This window comes from Burkholderia perseverans (assembly GCF_022870505.1).
GTDB lineage: Bacteria > Pseudomonadota > Gammaproteobacteria > Burkholderiales > Burkholderiaceae > Burkholderia > Burkholderia plantarii.
Map to the genome: position 1 here is coordinate 2136002 of NZ_CP045094.1, position 17469 is coordinate 2153470.

Annotated in this window: 11 protein-coding genes; 7 read left to right on the forward strand and 4 right to left on the reverse strand. The window is 72.1% G+C overall.

The annotated features are described in order from the left end of the window. Positions 1-27: 27 nt before the first annotated feature. Entirely contained in the window at positions 28-2154 is a 2127-nt protein-coding gene (locus BpN12_RS24170; RefSeq protein WP_246794785.1) for an AMP-binding protein, read from the reverse strand. 375 nt (positions 2155-2529) lie between these two features. Here BpN12_RS24170 and ccrA point away from each other — a divergent pair, with 375 nt between their 5' ends. The 4 genes from ccrA to BpN12_RS24190 all read left to right on the forward strand — a co-directional run bounded on the left by ccrA (position 2530) and on the right by BpN12_RS24190 (position 9062). Further along, positions 2530-3837: a crotonyl-CoA carboxylase/reductase gene (ccrA, locus tag BpN12_RS24175; protein WP_246794786.1), complete on the forward strand. Its 1308-nt coding sequence runs from the start codon at positions 2530-2532 to the stop codon at positions 3835-3837. A gap of 62 nt (positions 3838-3899) precedes the next feature. Then, entirely contained in the window at positions 3900-7712 is a 3813-nt protein-coding gene (locus tag BpN12_RS24180; protein ID WP_246794787.1) for a type I polyketide synthase, read from the forward strand. A gap of 61 nt (positions 7713-7773) precedes the next feature. Beyond that, positions 7774-8247, forward strand: a complete 474-nt coding sequence (locus tag BpN12_RS24185; protein WP_246794788.1) for a MaoC family dehydratase — start codon at positions 7774-7776, stop codon at positions 8245-8247. Positions 8248-8306: 59 nt separating this feature from the next. Beyond that, entirely contained in the window at positions 8307-9062 is a 756-nt protein-coding gene (locus BpN12_RS24190; protein WP_246794789.1) for a glucose 1-dehydrogenase, read from the forward strand. Between the two features lie 70 nt (positions 9063-9132). Here BpN12_RS24190 and BpN12_RS24195 read toward each other — a convergent pair whose 3' ends face one another. Beyond that, a complete protein-coding gene (locus tag BpN12_RS24195) occupies positions 9133-9939 on the reverse strand; it encodes an EAL domain-containing protein (protein ID WP_246794790.1) in 807 nt (268 codons plus the stop codon). A gap of 548 nt (positions 9940-10487) precedes the next feature. Between BpN12_RS24195 and BpN12_RS24200 the strand changes: the two genes are divergently transcribed. From BpN12_RS24200 to BpN12_RS24210, 3 genes are all read left to right on the forward strand, one after another. Then, a complete protein-coding gene (locus tag BpN12_RS24200; protein ID WP_246794791.1) occupies positions 10488-12950 on the forward strand; it encodes a CHASE2 domain-containing protein in 2463 nt (820 codons plus the stop codon). A 209-nt stretch (positions 12951-13159) separates the two neighbouring features. Beyond that, positions 13160-13897, forward strand: a complete 738-nt coding sequence (locus BpN12_RS24205) for a response regulator transcription factor (RefSeq protein ID WP_246794792.1) — start codon at positions 13160-13162, stop codon at positions 13895-13897. A gap of 582 nt (positions 13898-14479) precedes the next feature. Then, a complete protein-coding gene (locus tag BpN12_RS24210; RefSeq protein WP_246794793.1) occupies positions 14480-15538 on the forward strand; it encodes a hypothetical protein in 1059 nt (352 codons plus the stop codon). A gap of 59 nt (positions 15539-15597) precedes the next feature. Here the strand turns inward: BpN12_RS24210 and BpN12_RS24215 are convergent, their stop codons facing one another. Together BpN12_RS24215 and BpN12_RS24220 are read right to left on the reverse strand one after the other, a co-directional pair. Next, the gene (locus BpN12_RS24215) at positions 15598-16389 is read right to left on the reverse strand and encodes an SDR family oxidoreductase (RefSeq protein ID WP_246794794.1); all 792 of its coding nucleotides are present in this window, start codon (positions 16387-16389) and stop codon (positions 15598-15600) included. Between the two features lie 40 nt (positions 16390-16429). Beyond that, entirely contained in the window at positions 16430-17440 is a 1011-nt protein-coding gene (locus tag BpN12_RS24220; protein WP_246794795.1) for an SMP-30/gluconolactonase/LRE family protein, read from the reverse strand. Between the last annotated feature and the right edge of the window lie 29 nt (positions 17441-17469).

Genomic DNA, 17469 nt, shown 5'->3' on the forward strand with positions numbered 1-17469 from the left:
TTGGGTTCCGGGGAGCGGGACGCGGCGTTACCAGCCCGGCAGCTCGGCGCTGTCGGTCACGGCCTCGGCGGCGGCGGGCTGCGTGGCGGCGCCGGCCAGTTGCCGGTGCAGCGCGTCGGCCAGCGCGGCGAGCGTCGGGTGTTCGTAGACCACGGTCTGGTCGACGGGCATGCCGAGCCGCGTCTCCAGATGCAGCGCGAGTTCGACGGCGCGCACCGAATCGCAGCCGAGTTCGGCGAAGGTCTGCCGCGCGTGGGTGGGCGCCTTCAGCCCCTGCTCGACGAGCCAGGCGGTGGCGAGCGCGACGATCGCCTCGGCCGTGAGCGGCGCGGCGGCGGCTGAGCGTTCGCCGGGCGAGTCGGGCCGGCGCGGGGTGGCGACCGTCGGCGCGGCGGCTTCGCCGGCGCCGAGCGGATTCGCGCGCGGCGAACGCCCCTGCACGATCCGGTCGAGTTCGCCGCGCGCATGCAGCTGGCGGCACAGCACGCGCTGGATCTTGCCGCTCGAGGTCTTCGGCACCACCTCGGGCTTGACGAGCACCACCTCGGCCACCGCGAGATCGTGCTCGCGGAACACCGCCTCCGAGATCAGCGACACGAGCGCCTCGCGATCGACCGTGGCCAGCATCGAACGCTCGACTTCCTGCACCACCACCAATGCTTCGCCGTCGCCGCCCTCGACCGCGAACGCGGCGCCGCCGGCCGGCCGCAGCGCGTCGTTGGCGCGCTGCACCGTCGCCTCGATGTCCTGCGGATAGATCTTGCGGCCGCGCACGATGATCACTTCCTTGATGCGGCCGGTCACGTACAGCTCGCCGTCGAGGATCACGCCGAGGTCGCCGGTGCGCAGGAACGGGCCGTCGCCGTCGTGGGTGGTGGCGCGGAAGCCGCGCTGCGTTTCCTCCTCGCGCGCCCAGTAGCCGTGCGCGACGCACGGGCCGCCCACCCAGATCTCGCCGACCGTGTCGGCCGCGCACGGCACGCCGGTCTCGGGGTCGACGATGCGCACGCGCTGCGGCGCGCGCACGCGGCCCGAGCCGACGATCTCGCGCTGCCGCTCGGCCAGTTCCGTATACGCGATGCGCCCCTGGTCGAGCGCCTGCGAATCGACCGACAGCGTCACCGGCTCGGCTTCCGGATCGCCGGCCGACACCACCAGCGTGGCCTCGGCGAGGCCGTAGGCGGTCTGCATGCTGGCGGCGCGAAAGCCGCTGTCGCGATAGGCGTCGCGGAACCGCGCGATGGCGCTGGCGCGGATCGGCTCGGCCGCGTTGAACGCCACGCGCCAGCTCGACAGGTCGAAGTCGCGGCGGCGCGCCTCCGGGATCCGGCGCACGCAGAGTTCGTAGGCGAAGTTCGGCGCCATGCTGACGGTGGCGCGATAGCGGTCGATGGTCTCGAGCCAGCGCGCCGGGTTCTGCACGAACGAGACGGGCGGCATCAGCACGCATTCGGCGCCGGCCCACAGCGTCTGCAGGATGTTGCCGATCAGGCCGAGGTCGTGATACGGCGGCAGCCAGGTCACCACGCGCGCGTCGTGATCGATGCCGGTGGCCGGCCCGGTGATGGCGGCGTTCGCGGCGAGGTTGCCGAAACTGATCACGGTGCCCTTCGGGTTGCCGGTCGAGCCCGAGGTGTATTGCAGGAACGCCGGCGTGTCCGCGGGCGGCCGCGCGCGCGCGACGGCGGCGCGCGACGGCGCGTCTTCCAGGCAGAGGAGGTCGAGTGCCGACAGCTCCGGGTTGGTGGCGAACCAGCCGGCCAGCTTGGTGGTGGAGGCCTGCTCGGTCAGGATGCAGGTGGCGCCCGAGTCGCGCACGATCGCCACCAGCCGGTCCCAGCTGGTGCGGCCCGGCTTCGCGATGTTGGCCGGGATCGCCACCACGCCGGCGCGCAGGCAGCCGAGGAAGGTCACGACGAACGCGAGCCCCGGCTCGAACAGCATCAGCGCGCGCTCGCCGCCCACGCCGTGCGCGGTCAGCGCGCCCGCATAGGCTTCCACGCGGCGGTGCAGCTCGCCGTAGCCGAGCCGCTCGGTCTCGGCGCCGTCGGCGCCCACGGCGATGTAGGCGGTGCGCTCGGGATGGAGCGCGGCGCGCTGTTCGAGCAGGTCGAAAAAGCTGCGGTCGTGGTCGGACAGGGGATCGATCGACACGGGAACTCTCCAGGTATCGGGTTGCGTGGCCGGCTGGCGTCGGTACGTCGGAAACATCGGGAAGCTGGGTGAAACGGAGCGGCATTCGTCACGGCCAGATCGATCTGGAATCCTCATCGATCGATCAGGAGGCCAACGCCGAATCGCCTGCCGCCCATTCCGCAAGCGACCACCGCCCGCCTCGATGCCCGTCATGTTGGCATGTCGCCAGCCGCGCAATCTGAACTTTTCTGAACGGCGCGCCGGCGCTGGAAAACGTGACAAATGTTCACTTTGCCCCCGGTCGATGCGACTTATGCTGGCCGCCATCCGCATCACGAGCGTCCGCGGCCGATGCCGGCGGCGGCCCCTGTACCGTGCCTCCCAGGAGAACCCATGACTGATCAGGTGATAGACGAGGTGATCGACGTCCCCACGCTAGTGCCGGACGTATTCGACGTCGGCGCGACGATCCCGTTCGGCGTCGTGCCGCGGCGCATGCATGCGTGGACGATCCGCCGCGAGCGGCACGGCGAGCCGCAGCAGGCGTTCACGCATGAAGTGGTCGAGGTGCCCGAGATCGGCGACGACGACGTGCTGATGCTGGTGATGGCCGCCGGGGTCAACTACAACGGCGTGTGGGCCGCGCTCGGCGAGCCGTTCTCGGTGCTCGACCTGCATTCGCAGCCGTATCACATCGCCGGCTCCGATGCGTCCGGCATCGTCTGGAAGGTGGGCCGCAACGTGCGGCGCTGGAAGGTGGGCGACGAGGTGATCGCGCATTGCTCGCAGGTGGACGGCGACGACGAGGAATGCAACGGCGGCGACCCGATGCTCTCGGCCACGCAGCGCATCTGGGGCTACGAGACCTCGCACGGCTCGTTCGCGCAGTTCTCGCGCGTGCAGGCCACCCAGCTGCTGCCGCGCCCGCAGCACCTGAGCTGGGCCGCCAGCGCCTGCTACACGCTCACGCTCGCCACCGCCTACCGGATGCTGTTCGGCCATCGCCCGCACGCGCTCGGCCCGGGCCAGTCGGTGCTGATCTGGGGCGCGGCGGGCGGGCTCGGCACGATGGCGATCCAGCTCGCGGCGCTGGTCGGCGCGAAGCCGATCGCCGTGATTTCCGACGACGCCAAGACGGCCTTCGTGCAGCGGCTCGGCGCGGCCGGCGTGATCAACCGCGCGAAGTTCGACTGCTGGGGCGTGCCGCCCGCGATGACGGCGCCCGGCTATGCCGCCTACATGGACGGCGTGCGCGCGTTCGGCAAGGCGATCTGGCAGGCCGCCGGCGAGAAGCGCGACGTCGATATGGTGTTCGAGCATCCGGGGCGCAACACGTTTCCGGTGTCGTGCTTCGTGGTCAAGCGCGGCGGCATGGTGGTGTTCTGCGCGGCGACGAGCGGCTACGACCTGACCTGCGACGCGCGCTACGTCTGGATGCGCCAGAAGCGGATCCAGGGCAGCCACTTCGCGAACCTGAAGCAGGCCGCGGAGGCGAACCGGCTCGTGATGGCGGGGCGGATCGATCCGTGCCTGTCCGAGGTGTTCGGCTGGGACCAGCTGCCCGAGGCGCACCAGAAGATGCGCCGCAACGAGCACGCGCCCGGCAACATGGCCGTGCTCGTCAACGCGCGGCATCACGACGACGGCCGCCGCATTGCGCCGCCGAACCTTCCATCGAATCTGTCGCTGATCACGCGCTGACGATGCCGGCGCCCGCCCGCCGGGCGCCCGGCTGTCCTTCATCCATCTGACTCGAGGAGCGTATGCAGACGCCGCCCGACTCGCGCATCGCCATCATCGGTTCGGCCTTCCGGTTTCCGGGCGAGGCCAGTTCGCACGCCGCCTACTGGGCGCTGCTGCAGGCGGGGCGCACGGCGCTGCGCGACACGCCCGCCGAGCGCTTCGACATCGAGCCGTACTTCGACGCGGACCCCGGCGCGTCCGGCACCACCTATGCGCGCCGTGCCGGCTACGTGGACGGCGTGTTCGCGTTCGATCCGGCGTTCTTCGGCATCTCGCGCGCCGAGGCGCTGGCGATGGATCCGCAGCAGCGCTGGATGCTGGAGCTGAGCTGGCACGCGCTCGAGCATGCCGGGATCGTGCCGTCCACGGTGCGCGGGCACAACCTCGGCGTGTTCGCCGGCAGCGGCGAGGTGGACTACGGGCGGCGCAGCGTCTGGTCGGGCGACCCGCACCGCATCACCACGTACGCGCGGCTCGGCACCAACAAGGCGGTGCTGGCCGGGCGCATCGCCTATTGCCTCGGCGTGCATGGCCCGGCCGTGTTCGTCGATACCGCCTGCTCGTCGTCGCTGGCGGCCGTGCATCTGGCCGCGCAGAGCCTCGCGAGCGGCGATTGCGACATCGCGCTGGCCGGCGGCATCAACCTGATCCTCGGCCCCGAGGAAACCATCGCGATGGCGCGGCTGCAGGCGATGTCGCGCTCGGAGGCCTGCCGGCCGTTCGACGCGGCCGCCGACGGCTACATGCGCGGCGAGGGCGGCGGCATGATCGTGATGAAGCGGCTGGCCGACGCGCTGCGCGACCGCGACCGCATCGACGCCGTGCTGGCCGGCTCCGCGATCAACAGCGACGGCGCGAGCAACGGCCTGACCGCGCCGAACGGCGCCGCGCAGGAGCGCGTGATCCGCCGCGCGCTGGAACGGGCCGGCGTCGGCGCCGAGGCGGTGGCCTATGTCGAGGCGCACGGCACCGGCACGCCGCTCGGCGATCCGATCGAGCTCGGCGCGCTGCGCAACGTCTACACCCACCAGGTGCCGCGCGCGAAGCCGCTGCTGGTGGGCTCGGTGAAGGCACAGCTCGGGCATCTGGAATCGGCGGCCGGCATCGCCGGGCTGATCAAGGCGCTGCTGGTGCTGCGCCATGGCGAGGTGCCGGCGCAGGCGAACTTCGCCGAGCCGAACCCGCGCTTTCGCTGGGACGGCAGCCGGCTGGCGGTGCCGCGCGAGCGCGTGGCGCTGGCGGCCGACGCGCATGTCGGCGTGAGCAGCTTCGGCATCAGCGGCACCAACGTGCATCTGGTGCTCGCGCGCGCGCCGATGGTCGAGGCGCCGCCGCTACCGGCGCGCGACCGCGTGCTGCCGCTGTCGGCGCGCTCGCGCGACGGCTGCCGCCGGCTCGCGCTGGCGCTGCGCGAGCAGCTCGCGAACCCGGGCACCGCCCTGCGCGACGCTTGCTACACGGCCAGCGTGCGGCGCGAGCACTGGCCCGCGCGCGTCGCGCTGGTCGGCACCACGCGGCGCGACTTCATGCAGGCGCTCGACGACTTCATCGCCGACGATCCGAGCGGGCGCTGGCATGCGGGCGAGGCCGAGGTTGACGCCGAAGCCGGCAACGGACAGCGCGGCCAGCTGGTGTTCCTGTTCCCGGGCCAGGGCGCCTGGAAGCCCGGCGTCGGCGGCGGCCTCTATCGCGACAATCCGTTTTTCCATCGCCACGTCGATCGCGCGCTCGCGCTGCTCGATCCGGCGCTCGCGCGCGAGGTGCTGGGCGCGCTGCACGGCGAGCAGCCGGAGGCGGTGCGCCACCGCGTCGGCCAGCTCGCGCACTTCGTGTTCCTGCATGCGCTCGCGCAGACCTGGATCGAGCTCGGCTGCACGCCTGACGTGGTGATCGGCCACTCGCTCGGCGAGCACGTGGCGGCCGTGATCGCCGGCGTGATGTCGGTCGAGGACGGCCTGAAGGCGGTCGAGGCGCGCGGGCGACTGTTCGACACCGAGACCCCGCGCGGCGCGATGCTCGCGGTGGCGGCCAGCGTGGACGAGCTGCACGCCTGGTTCGAGTTCGGCACGGTGCTGTTCGTGGCCGGCATCAACGGCCCCGGGCAGACGGTGCTGAGCGGCACCGCCGAGGCGATCGCGGCGGCGCAGGCGGTGGTGGTGGGCAAGGGGCGCCGCGTCTCGCTGCTCGGTACCTACGACACGCCCGGGCATTCGCCGCTGCTCGCGACGCTGCGCGAGAGTTTCGCGCGCGCGCTGGCGCCGCTGCGCTTCGCACCGCCGCGCATCCGCCTGATCTCGACGCTGACGGGCCGCGCTGCCGGCGCGGAAATCGCGCGCGTCGAGCACTGGCTCGATCTGGTCGAGCAGCCGGTGCGCTTCGCCGAGGCGCTCGAGCAACTGGCCGGCGAGGACTGCGTCCATCTCGAGGTCGGGCCGGGCAGCGCGCTGTCGAACCTCGCGCGCGCGGCCACCCAGCGCTGGGACCGCTCGATCAGCTCGCTCGCCGACGGCCCGGACGGCGACGCACACACCGAGCCGGCCGGCTTCGCGCATGCCTGCGCGCGGCTCTACTGCGTCGGGCGTCTGAACAACTGGGCCGCGCTCTACCGGCAGCCGCCGGCGCCGGCCGAACTGCCGGGCTATCCGTTCGAGCGCGTGCATCTGGAGTTGCCGCGCGTGACGATGCGGGCGGCCGACGTGGGCCAGGGTCATGAGCCGATGGTCGAACCGGCCGGCATCGCCGCCGCGCCCCCGGCTGCGGACGAGACGAACCTGGCCGGCGCGCTCGCCGTGATCCGCGAGCTTGCCGCCGCGGTGCGCACCGTGCCGGGCTCGCTCGACGACGCCACACCGCTCGCGCGCGGCGGCTTCGATTCGCTCGCGCTCACCGAACTGCGCACGCGGCTGCAGCAGGCGTTCGGCCGGCCGGTGCCGGTCTCGCTGCTCGCGCGCGGCGCGTCGATCGCCTCGCTGGCCGCGTTCTTCGGCACGGCGCCGCGAGACGGACAAGTCGCCACGGCGGCGCCGGCCCCGCGCCACGCACGCGCCGGCGCGCCGATCGTCGAGACGCTGCGCGAGGGCCGTGGCGTCACGATCGCGCTGGTGCATCCGGTGGGCGGCGACGTGCTCTGCTATCAGGCGCTCGCCGCGGCCTGGCCCGGCGACCCGACCATCGTCGGCCTGCGGCACCCCGATCTCGACGCGCCGCCGCCGTTCGCGGCGCGCACGGTGGCGGGCCTCGCGCACGACTATCGCGACGCGCTCGTCACGGCGCTCGGCCGCCTGCCGGACCGCCTCGGCGGCTGGTCGTTCGGCGGCCTCGTCGCGCACGAGATGGCGGCGCAATGGGAGGCGCAGGGGCTTGATGCGCCGCCCTTGCTGATCATCGACAGCCCGTTCCCGCGCGGCGCGTTCGTGGCCCGCCTGCAGGCGATCGTGGCGGCGGCGCCGGGCATCGAGGCGCTACGCGACGACGCGCAACTGCGCGCGCTGATCGAGCATGAACTCGGGCTGGCGGCGCTGCGGGCGAGGATGACGGCCGACGCGTTCGCGCGGCTGCTCGCGGTCGTCACCTCGAACGCCGTCGCGCTCGGCGGCCACGCACCGCGCGTGGTCGACGCCCCGATCGTCTACGCGCTCGCCACGCGCGGCGCGAACGGCCGCGACGGCGCGCAGGCGATCGCCCATCTGCACGGCATGACGCGCGGCGCGGTCAGCTTCGGCGAGTTCGACCAGGACCACGACTCGATCGTGGCCGAGGCGGCGGCGCAGGCCGTCACCGCGTTCCTTGGCGAGAGCCACGCCGATCGCGGCGAAATCGTGGCCGACGCCTGACGGCGCGGCCGCGCAACCCCACTTCACGACTTCACGTAGGGCTGGCCATGGAGGAAAACGCATGAACGAATCGGGCGGATACGACATCGAGGACCTGGTGGTCGGCATGAGCGAACGCTTCGTCAAGACCCTGACCGAGCACGACGTCGTGCTGTTCGCCACCGCCACCGGCGACCACAACCCGGTCCATCTCGACGACGACTACGCGCGCGGCACGCGCTTCGGCGGGCGCATCGTCCACGGCATGCTGTCGGCGTCGGTGATCTCGGCGGCGCTCGCCTCGCGCCTGCCGGGGCCGGGCACGATCTACCTGTCGCAGAACCTGCATTTCCGGCGGCCGGTCAAGCCGGGCGAGACGCTCAGCGCGATCGTGACGATCCGCGAGCTGCTGCCGCAGCGGCAGCGTGCCGTGCTCGCCACGGTCTGCGAGGTGGACGGGCGCGTGGTGGTGGAGGGCGAGGCCGTGGTGATGCCCACCTCGCAGGCACGGGCAGCGGCCGGGGCGGCCCGGCGCGCGCCGCCGCTCGCGGTCTGAATCGATCGGTCCGGGCCGCACGCGGGACGATCCGGCATCTCAAACTGACAGGAATCCTCATGAAACTGAATGGCAAAGTGGCACTGGTCACGGGCGGCACGTCGGGCATCGGCAAGGGCGTCGCGCTGCGCTTCGCGCGCGAGGGCGCGAAAGTGGGCATCGCCGCGCGGCGCGAGGAGGAGGGCCGGCAGGTGGTCGAGCTGATCCGCGCGGCGGGCGGCGAGGCGATCTTCACGCGCACCGACGTGGCCTGCGCCGGCGATTGCGCGCGCGCCGTGGCGGCCACCGTCGAGACGTTCGGCAAGCTCGACATCGCGATCAACAACGCCGGCACGGAAACCTACGGCAAGCCGCTCGCCGAGACCGACGAAGCGGCCTGGGACACCGTGCTCGACGTCAACCTGAAGGGCGCGTTCCTGTCGATGAAGTACGAGATTCCCGAGCTGCTGAAGCAGGGCGGCGGCGCGATCGTCAACATCGCCTCGGTGTACGGGCTGGTCGGCTCGGCGTTCGGCGCCTCGCCGTACCACGCGTCGAAGCATGGCCTGATCGGGCTCAGCAAGGCCGCCGCGCTCGAATATGCGCCGCACAACATCCGCATCAACGCGCTGTGCCCGGGCCTCGTGCTGACCGAGATGGCCGAGCGCTGGCTGGCCGAGACCGACGTGGGCGCGCAGCTGAAGGCGCTGCATCCGCTCGGGCGCTTCGCGTCGGTCGCGGAAATCGAGGAGGCGGTGCTGTTCCTCGCCTCGGACGCGTCGAGCTTCATCACGGCCGCCTCGATGCCGATCGACGGCGGGTATTCGGCGGGTTGAGCGGGCGGCCGGCGTTCGATCGTGCCAATGGCTGCCGGGACTTCCGACTGCCAGCCGCCTCACCGATCCTTCACCCACCCGCCGCCGGCCGATATTGCCCGATCACCGCGTCGGCGCGCGACTCGTCGCACGGCTTGCCGATGAAAAAGCCCTGGCCGTCCAGATCGCCGAGCAGGCAGGCCCAGGCAAGCTGCGCCGCGTTCTCGATGCCGGCCAGCACGATGCGCTGGCCGCGCTCGCGCGCGATCGCGGCCAGCTTCGCGAGCCGGGCCGCCGCCTCGGCGCTGGCCGGCACGCGCGCGAGCAGCGAGCGGTCGAACTTCACGATGTCGGCCGGCAGTTGCTGCAGCAGCGTCAGCGAATTGAAGCCGGCGCCGAGATCGTCGAGCGCCACGCGCGCGCCCGCCGCCTGCGCGGCGTGAATCGCCTCCACCAGCCAGTCCAGCCGCTCCGGCTCCACCGTGCAGGTCAGTTCGATCTCGATGCCTTGCGGCGCCACCGCGTGCGCGCGGCAGGCTTCCGCCAGCCGGCGCGGCAGCTCCGCGCGACCCAGCTGGTCGGCCGAAAGGTTGATCGCGATGCTGAGGTCGCCGTGCCCGATCGCCTTCCAGTGCGCCAGCCGCCGCGCCGCGCGGTCGAGCAGCAGCGCCGTGAACTGGCCGGCGAGTTCGGAATCCTCCACCACGCTGATGAAATACGCGGGATGCAGCACCGCGCCCTCCGGATGGCGCCACCGGATCAGAGATTCGAAGCCGCACAGACGGTGCTCGGGCAGCCGCACTTTCGGCTGCAGCATGAAGAAGAATTCGCCCTGGTCGAGGCCGCGTTCGGCGTCGCTGACGATGGATTCGAAATGATCGGTCGGGGCAGGGGGCATCGGTCGGTCGCGGGACGTTGGCTCATTGGCGCGCCGCGCGCGAGCCGATCGCAAGCATTCCTGACGATGGCGGCGGGGGACGGGATGGGGCTCAAGCCTAGCATATCGGCAGGGGGATTAAAAACACGCAATTCGATGACCGCCTCAATTGAAACGGCATGCGATCGATGAATTCCCGGTTCGCCATATTCTTTAAATAAAAGCGATGTCATTTTTCCCGCGAATTCACTCCACCCGTCGAGTCGCCACGAACCCACGCCGTCAATCCGTCAAGCCCGCCGTCAGCCTGAACGAGCTGAAATTTTTGACAGTTGTCCGGATTCGACAATTTTGATAAGCGATTGGCAATAGCCGGCCGAATTTACCACGTAATTTATTCGTGACATTTCAGATGCGGGAGATCGGCGTACTATCCGTGCGATCGCACTCGTAAACGAAATTCATCTTGAGTTCATTGTCTTGCGTCAATGTTTTCGTTCGTCGGGGACGGACAGTTTGGGCAGGTGTCATCGAGCGATTGACGGCGTGCGGCCGCTATCAGACCAGTCATGATGAAACGTAAATTCCCTGCCTTCGGGCGCCGGGCCGGCCCGGACGCGGCGGCGCCGGCCCGGCCGTATCCGGACCTCGCGCGGGAGTGGCCGGGGCTGGCGGTGGTGCTGCTGCTGGTCTGCCTCGTGCTCGCATACACCGGCATCCTGCAGCGCGCGGACCTGGCGTTCCTGGACCTGGCATCGCGTTCGATGCATCGCAGCGCGGTGCCGCGCGTGATCGTGGCGGCCATCGACGCGCGCACGCTCGAGCGGCTAGGCGGCTGGCCGCTGCGGCTCGACGTGCAGGCGCGCCTGATCGACCGGCTGACCGAGGCCGGCGTGGCCGCCGTCGGGCTCAACCTGACCGGCTCTGCCGAGAGCGACGCAGCCGGCGCGCAGGGCCGCGCCGCGCCCGACGGACTGGCCGCGCTGGTGGCCGCGATCCGCCGCAACGGCCACGTCGTGCTGCGGCACCCCGTGACGGCCGCCGACGGCCTCGACGGGGCCGACGGCGCCGACGACGAGGCGCTGATCGACGCGCTGGCGAATGCGAGCTACGCGGCCGGGCAGGCCGAGCTGCTGCGCGACGCGGACGGCATCTACCGCGGCGTGCCGCTGCTGGCCGGCACGACGGGCCTCGAACCGCACGTCGCGGCGCTGCTGCTGCGGGCCAGCGGCAGCCGTGCGGTGTTCTGCGACGAGGCCGAGATCGCCGCCGCCGCGCGCCACGGCCGCGGCTGCCTGCGCTACCTGCCGTTCGGTGCCGCGCGCGGCTACCAGACGGTGTCCTACCTCGACGTGCTGCAGGGGCGGGTGCCGGCCGACCTGCTGCGCGGCCACATCGTGCTGATCGGCGCGACGGCGGCCGGCCTGGCCGCGCGGCTCGCCACGCCGGCCGTCTACGGTCCGCCGCTGAACTGCATCGGCTTCCTCGCGGAAGCGACCAATGCGCTTGCCAGCGCGACGCCGATCCGGCCCGCGGGCCGGCGGCTCGCCTTGCTGTTCAATCTCAGCGTGGTGCCGCTGCTGTGCTTCGCGCTGTCGCTGCTCGGCCCGCGCGCGAGCCTGCTGGCGGTGGTGGGTCTCGCCTGCGGCCTGACCGGCGCGGCCTGGGCGCTGCTGCGGCTCGGGCACGTGTTCGTGCCGGCCGCGGCCGGCGTGCTGACCTGCGCGCTCGCGTATCCGCTGTGGGCGTGGCGCTCGCAGGAGGCGCTGCTGGCCTACCTGTCGCGCGAGGCCGCGCGCGCGATGCCGCCGGCCGAGCACGATGCTCGCGATGCTCGGGATTCGCGCGAGCGGCCCCGCGGCGGGCGCCATGCCACCGGCCCGCTCCAGCGGCGCCGCGGACTGATGGCCTCGCTGGTGCGCGACGTCCACGACCACCGCGAACTCGTGGCCGAGTGGGTGGACAGCCTGCCCGAGGCGACCCTGGTCGGCTCGGCGCAGGGCACCGTGCTGCTGGCCAACGCGCAGGTGCTGGCGCTGGCGCGGCGCGCGGAGCTGGCCGGCGACGGCCAGCGCTCGCCGCTGGGGCGCCGCGTGGCCGACGTGCTGTTCGAGATCACCGCCTCGCATCGCGCCGTGGAATTCGCGAGCCAGGCGCTCGCGCTGCTGGCGCCGCGCGCGGACGGCACGGCGGCGCCGGCTCAGGCGCTCACGCGGCTCGCGCAGGGCATCGAGATCACCCATGCGCGCGGCGCGCGCTCGCTGCTGATCAAGTGCGCGCCTTTGCGGCCCGGCGCGGCGCGGCCCGCGGGGCTGATCTTCCACGTCGCCGACGTGTCGTCGGTGCGGATGGCCGAGCGGCAGCGCGACATGGCGCTGCGCTTCCTCTCGCACGACATGCGCTCGCCGCAGGCGGCGATGCTGGCGCTGGTCGAGCAGATGCGCGAGACGCCGCCGCGCTTCACGGCCGAGCGCTTCGTCGAACTCGTCGCACACTACGCCACCACGGCGCTGACCCTGTCCGACGACTTCATCTTCCTCGCGCGCGCCGAGAGCGCGCCGCCCAGGCTGGCCAGCGTCGATCCCGCGCTGGTGCTCGGCGACGCGGTGGACGATCTGTGGCCGCAGGCCAGCGCGCGCGCGACCACCGTGGAGCTGATCGCCGAGCCGGGCGCCACCACGCTGGCCGACGTGCAGCTGCTGCGCCGCGCGTTCGGCAACCTGATCGGCAACGCGATCAAGTTCAGCCCGCGCGACTCGACGATCCGGGTCCGGCTCGCCATGAAGGGCCGGCACCTGATCATCTCGGTGATCGACCCGGGCATCGGCATGTCGGCGCAGGACCGGCGCAACCTGTTTCGCGAGTACGGCCAGTTCGACGCGCGGCTCGCGCGCGAAGGGCACGGCCTCGGGCTCGCGTTCGTGAAATCGGTGGTCGATTCGCTCGGCGGGCGGCTGCTGGTGCGCTCGGCGCTCGGGCGCGGCACGATCTTCTCGATGCGCCTGCCGAGGCTGGCCGGCACGGGGCCGTAGCGCCCGCGGGCGGGGTCGAAAGCGGGATCGGAAACGCCGCGCGGCGGCCGTCAGCGAAGCGTGACAATTGTTCACAAAGGCGCAGGACGGCTGGCATACGATCTTTCGTCGGAAGGATTGAACTGCTCCGGCAAACGATTGCGCCCGACGGGACGCGGCCGCCGGGGAGCTAAAACATGCAGTTTGAACACTCTACGGGGCCGAGCAAAATGAGGATCTTGATTGTCGAGGACGACCCGGTGCAGGCCGAGGCCGTGTCGAACGTGCTGTCACGCCACTGTCATACGGTCAACGTGGTGGCGGACGGCGAGAAGGCCGTGCGCGTGCTGCGCACCGAGCCCGTCGACGCGGTCGTGCTGGACTGGCATCTGCCGAGGATGAGCGGGATCGAGGTGCTCGGCTGGATCCGCGACCGGCTCGGCGCGCGCTACGGCGTGCTGTTCCTGACCAGCCGCGCGCACGAGGTCGACATCGTGCGCGCGCTCGAGGCCGGCGCCGACGACTACCTCGTCAAGCCGTTCCGCGCCGACGAACTGGCCGCGCGCGTCAACGCGCTGCTGCGGCGCGTCAAGCGGCTGTCGATGCCGGACGGCTGCGTGCGGGCCGGCGACTACGTACTCGATCCGCAGGCGCGCACGATTTCCTTGCGCGACGAGCCGATCGAACTGACCACCAAGGAGTTCCAGCTGGTTTCGGCGCTGTTCGGCAATCTCGGCGCGATCATGCCGCGCGACCTGCTCGCCACCACGGCCTGGGGCCGCGATCTCGGCCGCGAGTCGCGCTCGCTCGACACGCATATCTACCGGATTCGCCAGAAGCTGAAGCTGCGGCCCGAGAACGGCCTGCGGCTGACGTCGATCTACACGGTCGGCTACCGGCTCGATCCGGTCAAGGCGGCGGCCGCCGAAGTGCCGGCCATGCCGCTCGACTGCGTGCCGGCCGTGTGATGTCCGTCACGCGATCGGGCGGGGCGGGGCGGCCGTAGCGAGGCGGTCCGCTGGGGCCGCCCCATGCCAGGGCCAGCGGCTGTCGCGCCCGGCCCCGCCGCCTCGTCATGCCGTCGCGCGGCCGGTCTTGCCCTCGTGCCGAAAGCATGCCGGTCGTGCAGGCCGCGTCATGCGCCCCGGTGCGGCGGGCCGGCCTCAGCGAGCGCGGTCCATCGGCTCGCCTCGCTGCACCGGGCCGCTGTCGGGACCATCCATCGTTCGATCCCGTCACACCATCACGCGTCGCGCGTCCCTCCCCACCGAACCACGCATCGTCCCGCCCGCGCCGCGCCTGCCGCTCCGCATGGCGCGCTTCTTGCTGTTACCGACGCGCGAATCCGGCGTGTCTCGCTCGTTCGCCCGATGGTGGCCGGTGCCGCCCGCCGGGGCGATCCGCATGCATGTCTTTCGCGACGGCGGCATTGTAGTTTTTCCAGGCAATTGGACTTCACGCGGCGGCCGGGCGCGCCGCGAGACCGTGCCCGGCCTGCCGCCGCTCGTTCCCGTCGGACGCGCACCCAGCTAACGGAGTCAGCCATGTTCATGAATGAGTGGTTCTTGCGGCGCGCGCTGGCCATGGCCTGCGCGCGACCGATCGGCAGCGCGGACCCGACCGGCCGTCCGCAGGTGATCGCCCATCTGGCCGCGCGCGCCGGCCACGCCCGTCGCCTGCTCGTGACGGGGATCGACGGCGACCGCGTCAGCGGGCTCGGCGGCGAGGCGGCCGCGAGCGAGGCGGCACCGGTGTCGACGACGATCGGCGAACTCGACCGGCAGCGGGTGACCTACGTGGTCTACCTGCGCCGCTACATGTTCCACGAGCGCGAGGCGTGGCGCGTGGTGCTCGGCGTGCGGCTGCACGGCTACCGGCTCGCGGCCTGGCTCGGCGACCTGCGCATGCGCGGCTTCTGGCACGCCAACGCGCCGCGCGCCGCGCGCATGGAAGTGCTCGGGCGGATCGCGGCGCTGTCGGCCGAGCTGTCGTCGCAGGTGGCGCCGGCCGCGCTGCTGGCGCTGGCCGACTGGCCGCAGGTGCCGCGCGACGCCGCCGTGGACGAGCGGCGCCGGTTCCTCGACCGCACCATGGCCACGCTGGTCGCGGCCGGCTACGTGCGCAAGACGGCCGCCGGCGGCTTCGAGGTCAGCGCGCGCGGGGAGGAGGCGCTCGAACGCTACGACGCCGACCGGCAGCGTTACTGCCACCAGTCCGCGCTGCGCCACGCGCTGAACGTGCTGGTGGTGGTGGCCGGCATCGCCGCGCTGGAGGCGGGCGGCACCACCCACGCGCCAGCCCGGCCGGCCGACGGCGGGCTCGGCGCGGTGCGCTCGTGCGTGCCGGCCGATGGCGACGACGACGGCGGCAGCGACGGCAACGGCTGCGGCCGCTTCTTCAGCGAGGGGCCGTCGACGATCGCGCCGGCGCCGTACACGCTCGACACCGCGCACCGCCTGCCGCCTTCGGCCGGCATCGAGCCGTTCGGCGCGCGGCGGCACGGCTCGCGCAAGGGTGCACGGCCCGCGGCGGGCTGGCCGCGCGTGGCGCCGTCCGGCGGCACCGGCGCGGGCGGCCACCGGCTCGCGGCGGGGCAGCAGAGCGCCTGACCGGCCGCGCGCCGTTCACCGGCAGTTCAGCGGTATCGCATCGGCACCTCCGCGAGATCTCACAGATATTCCACGTTGCCGTCCACGCTGATCGCCTGCCCGGTGATGTTGCGCGCGGCCGGCGAGGCGAGGAACAGCGCCATCGCCGCGATGTCCTCCACGCTCACCATCCGGCGCAGCGAGATCTTGCGCAGATAGTCGTCGCGCATCGCCTCGAACGTCACGCCGGTCGCTTCGGCGCGCGCGGCGATCACGCGGTCCATCCGTTCGCCCTGCACCACGCCGGGCAGGATCGCGTTGACGCGAATGTCGCTCGGCCCGAGTTCGACGGCCAGCGACTTCACGAGCCCGACGATGGCCCACTTGGTCGACGCATACGGCGTGCGGTACGCATAGCCGAGCCGGCCCGCCACCGACGAGATGGCGATGATGCCGGGGCAGTCCGAGCCGGCCTTCAGGATCGGCACGACGCGATGCAGGAAGGCGTGCTGGCTGTTCAGGTTGGTGGCGACGGTGCGCTCCCAGTCGTGCGGCTCGATCGCCTCCACCGCGCCGGTCGGCCCGGCGATGCCGGCGTTGTTGACGAGGATGTCGAGGCCGCCGAGCTTCGCATGCGCGTCGTCGACCACCGCGTCCACCTGGCGAGCGTCGGCGACGTCGGCCACGCCCGCATGCAGGCGCGGGTGACGGCTGCGCGCGCGCTCGACGGCGGCGGCATCGACGTCGCAGACGTAGACGTGGGCGTCGGCCTGCAGGAAGGCGTCGGCGATTGCCGCGCCGATCCCGCCGGCCGCGCCGGTGACGAGCACGCGCAGGCCGGGGCGCGGCTTCAGGAGGTCGAGGGTATTCATGGTGGTCCTGATTGAATGGGCTGAGAAGAGAAGCGCGGCTTCACCAATGGATCATCGGTAAGCCCGCGACGGGCGAGGCGAACGCGGCCAGCGCGCTGCCCTTGAGGCTGCCGAGGTAGGCGGTGCGCAGATCGGGGCCGCCGAACGTGATGCTGGTCAGCCAGGGCGCGAGCGTGCCGCCGGTCGCCTCGATCACCGGCATCGGCACGATCTCGCCGGTCGCGAACGCGGCGTCGAAGCGCGCGGTCGCGGCCGCGTCGCCGTCGTCGAGCAGCAGATGCGGCTCGCCGTCCGGGTCGATCGCCACCAGCCGGTCGGCGAAGATCATCGCGCACCAGAGGTTGCCGTGCGCATCGAACGCGATGCCGTCGATCAGCCCCGGCCCGAGTTGATCCGGCCCGTAGGTCTCGCGCGCGCCGAGCGTGCCGTCGGCCCGCACCGCGAACCGGCTGACGCGCTTCGCGGTGGTTTCCGCCACGTAGAGGAACGCTTCATTCGCGTCGAAGCGGATCTCGTTGGCGAACGCGAGGCCGTCGGCGACGATCCGCGCGCCGCGCTCGTCGATCAGCACGATGTAGCCGTCGGCCAGGTTCGAGCGCACCGCGTCCGGCCACGGATCGACGCGCGTCGAGACGGTGACCCACAGCCGCTCGCGGCGGTCGCGCAGCACGAAGTTGACCTTGCCGAGCGGCCGGCCGTCGATCCGGTCGAGCAGCACGCGCGAGCCGCCGTCGCGCGTGAGCAGCTCGACGCGATCGGTGCCGATGTTCGCGATGATCAGGTTGCCGTGGGCGTCGAACGCGAGACCGTTCGGCAGCGAGCCGCGGGTCAGGCCGTCGCCGGCCACGACATCGTCAAGCGGCGCGCCGGCGTGGTTCGGCACGATCAGCCGCTGGCCGCCCGCGGCGTCCAGATGCATCACGCCGCCGCGCGCGTCGGCCGTCCACAGCGAGCCGTCGCGCTCGGCGAGGATGCATTCGGGCCGCCGCAAGTCCTGGCCGACCCGTGTGACGGCGGCCCGCTCCACCTTGAAACCGTGAATCGGATTCATCGTGTCCTCCTGAGATGCGGTCGATACCG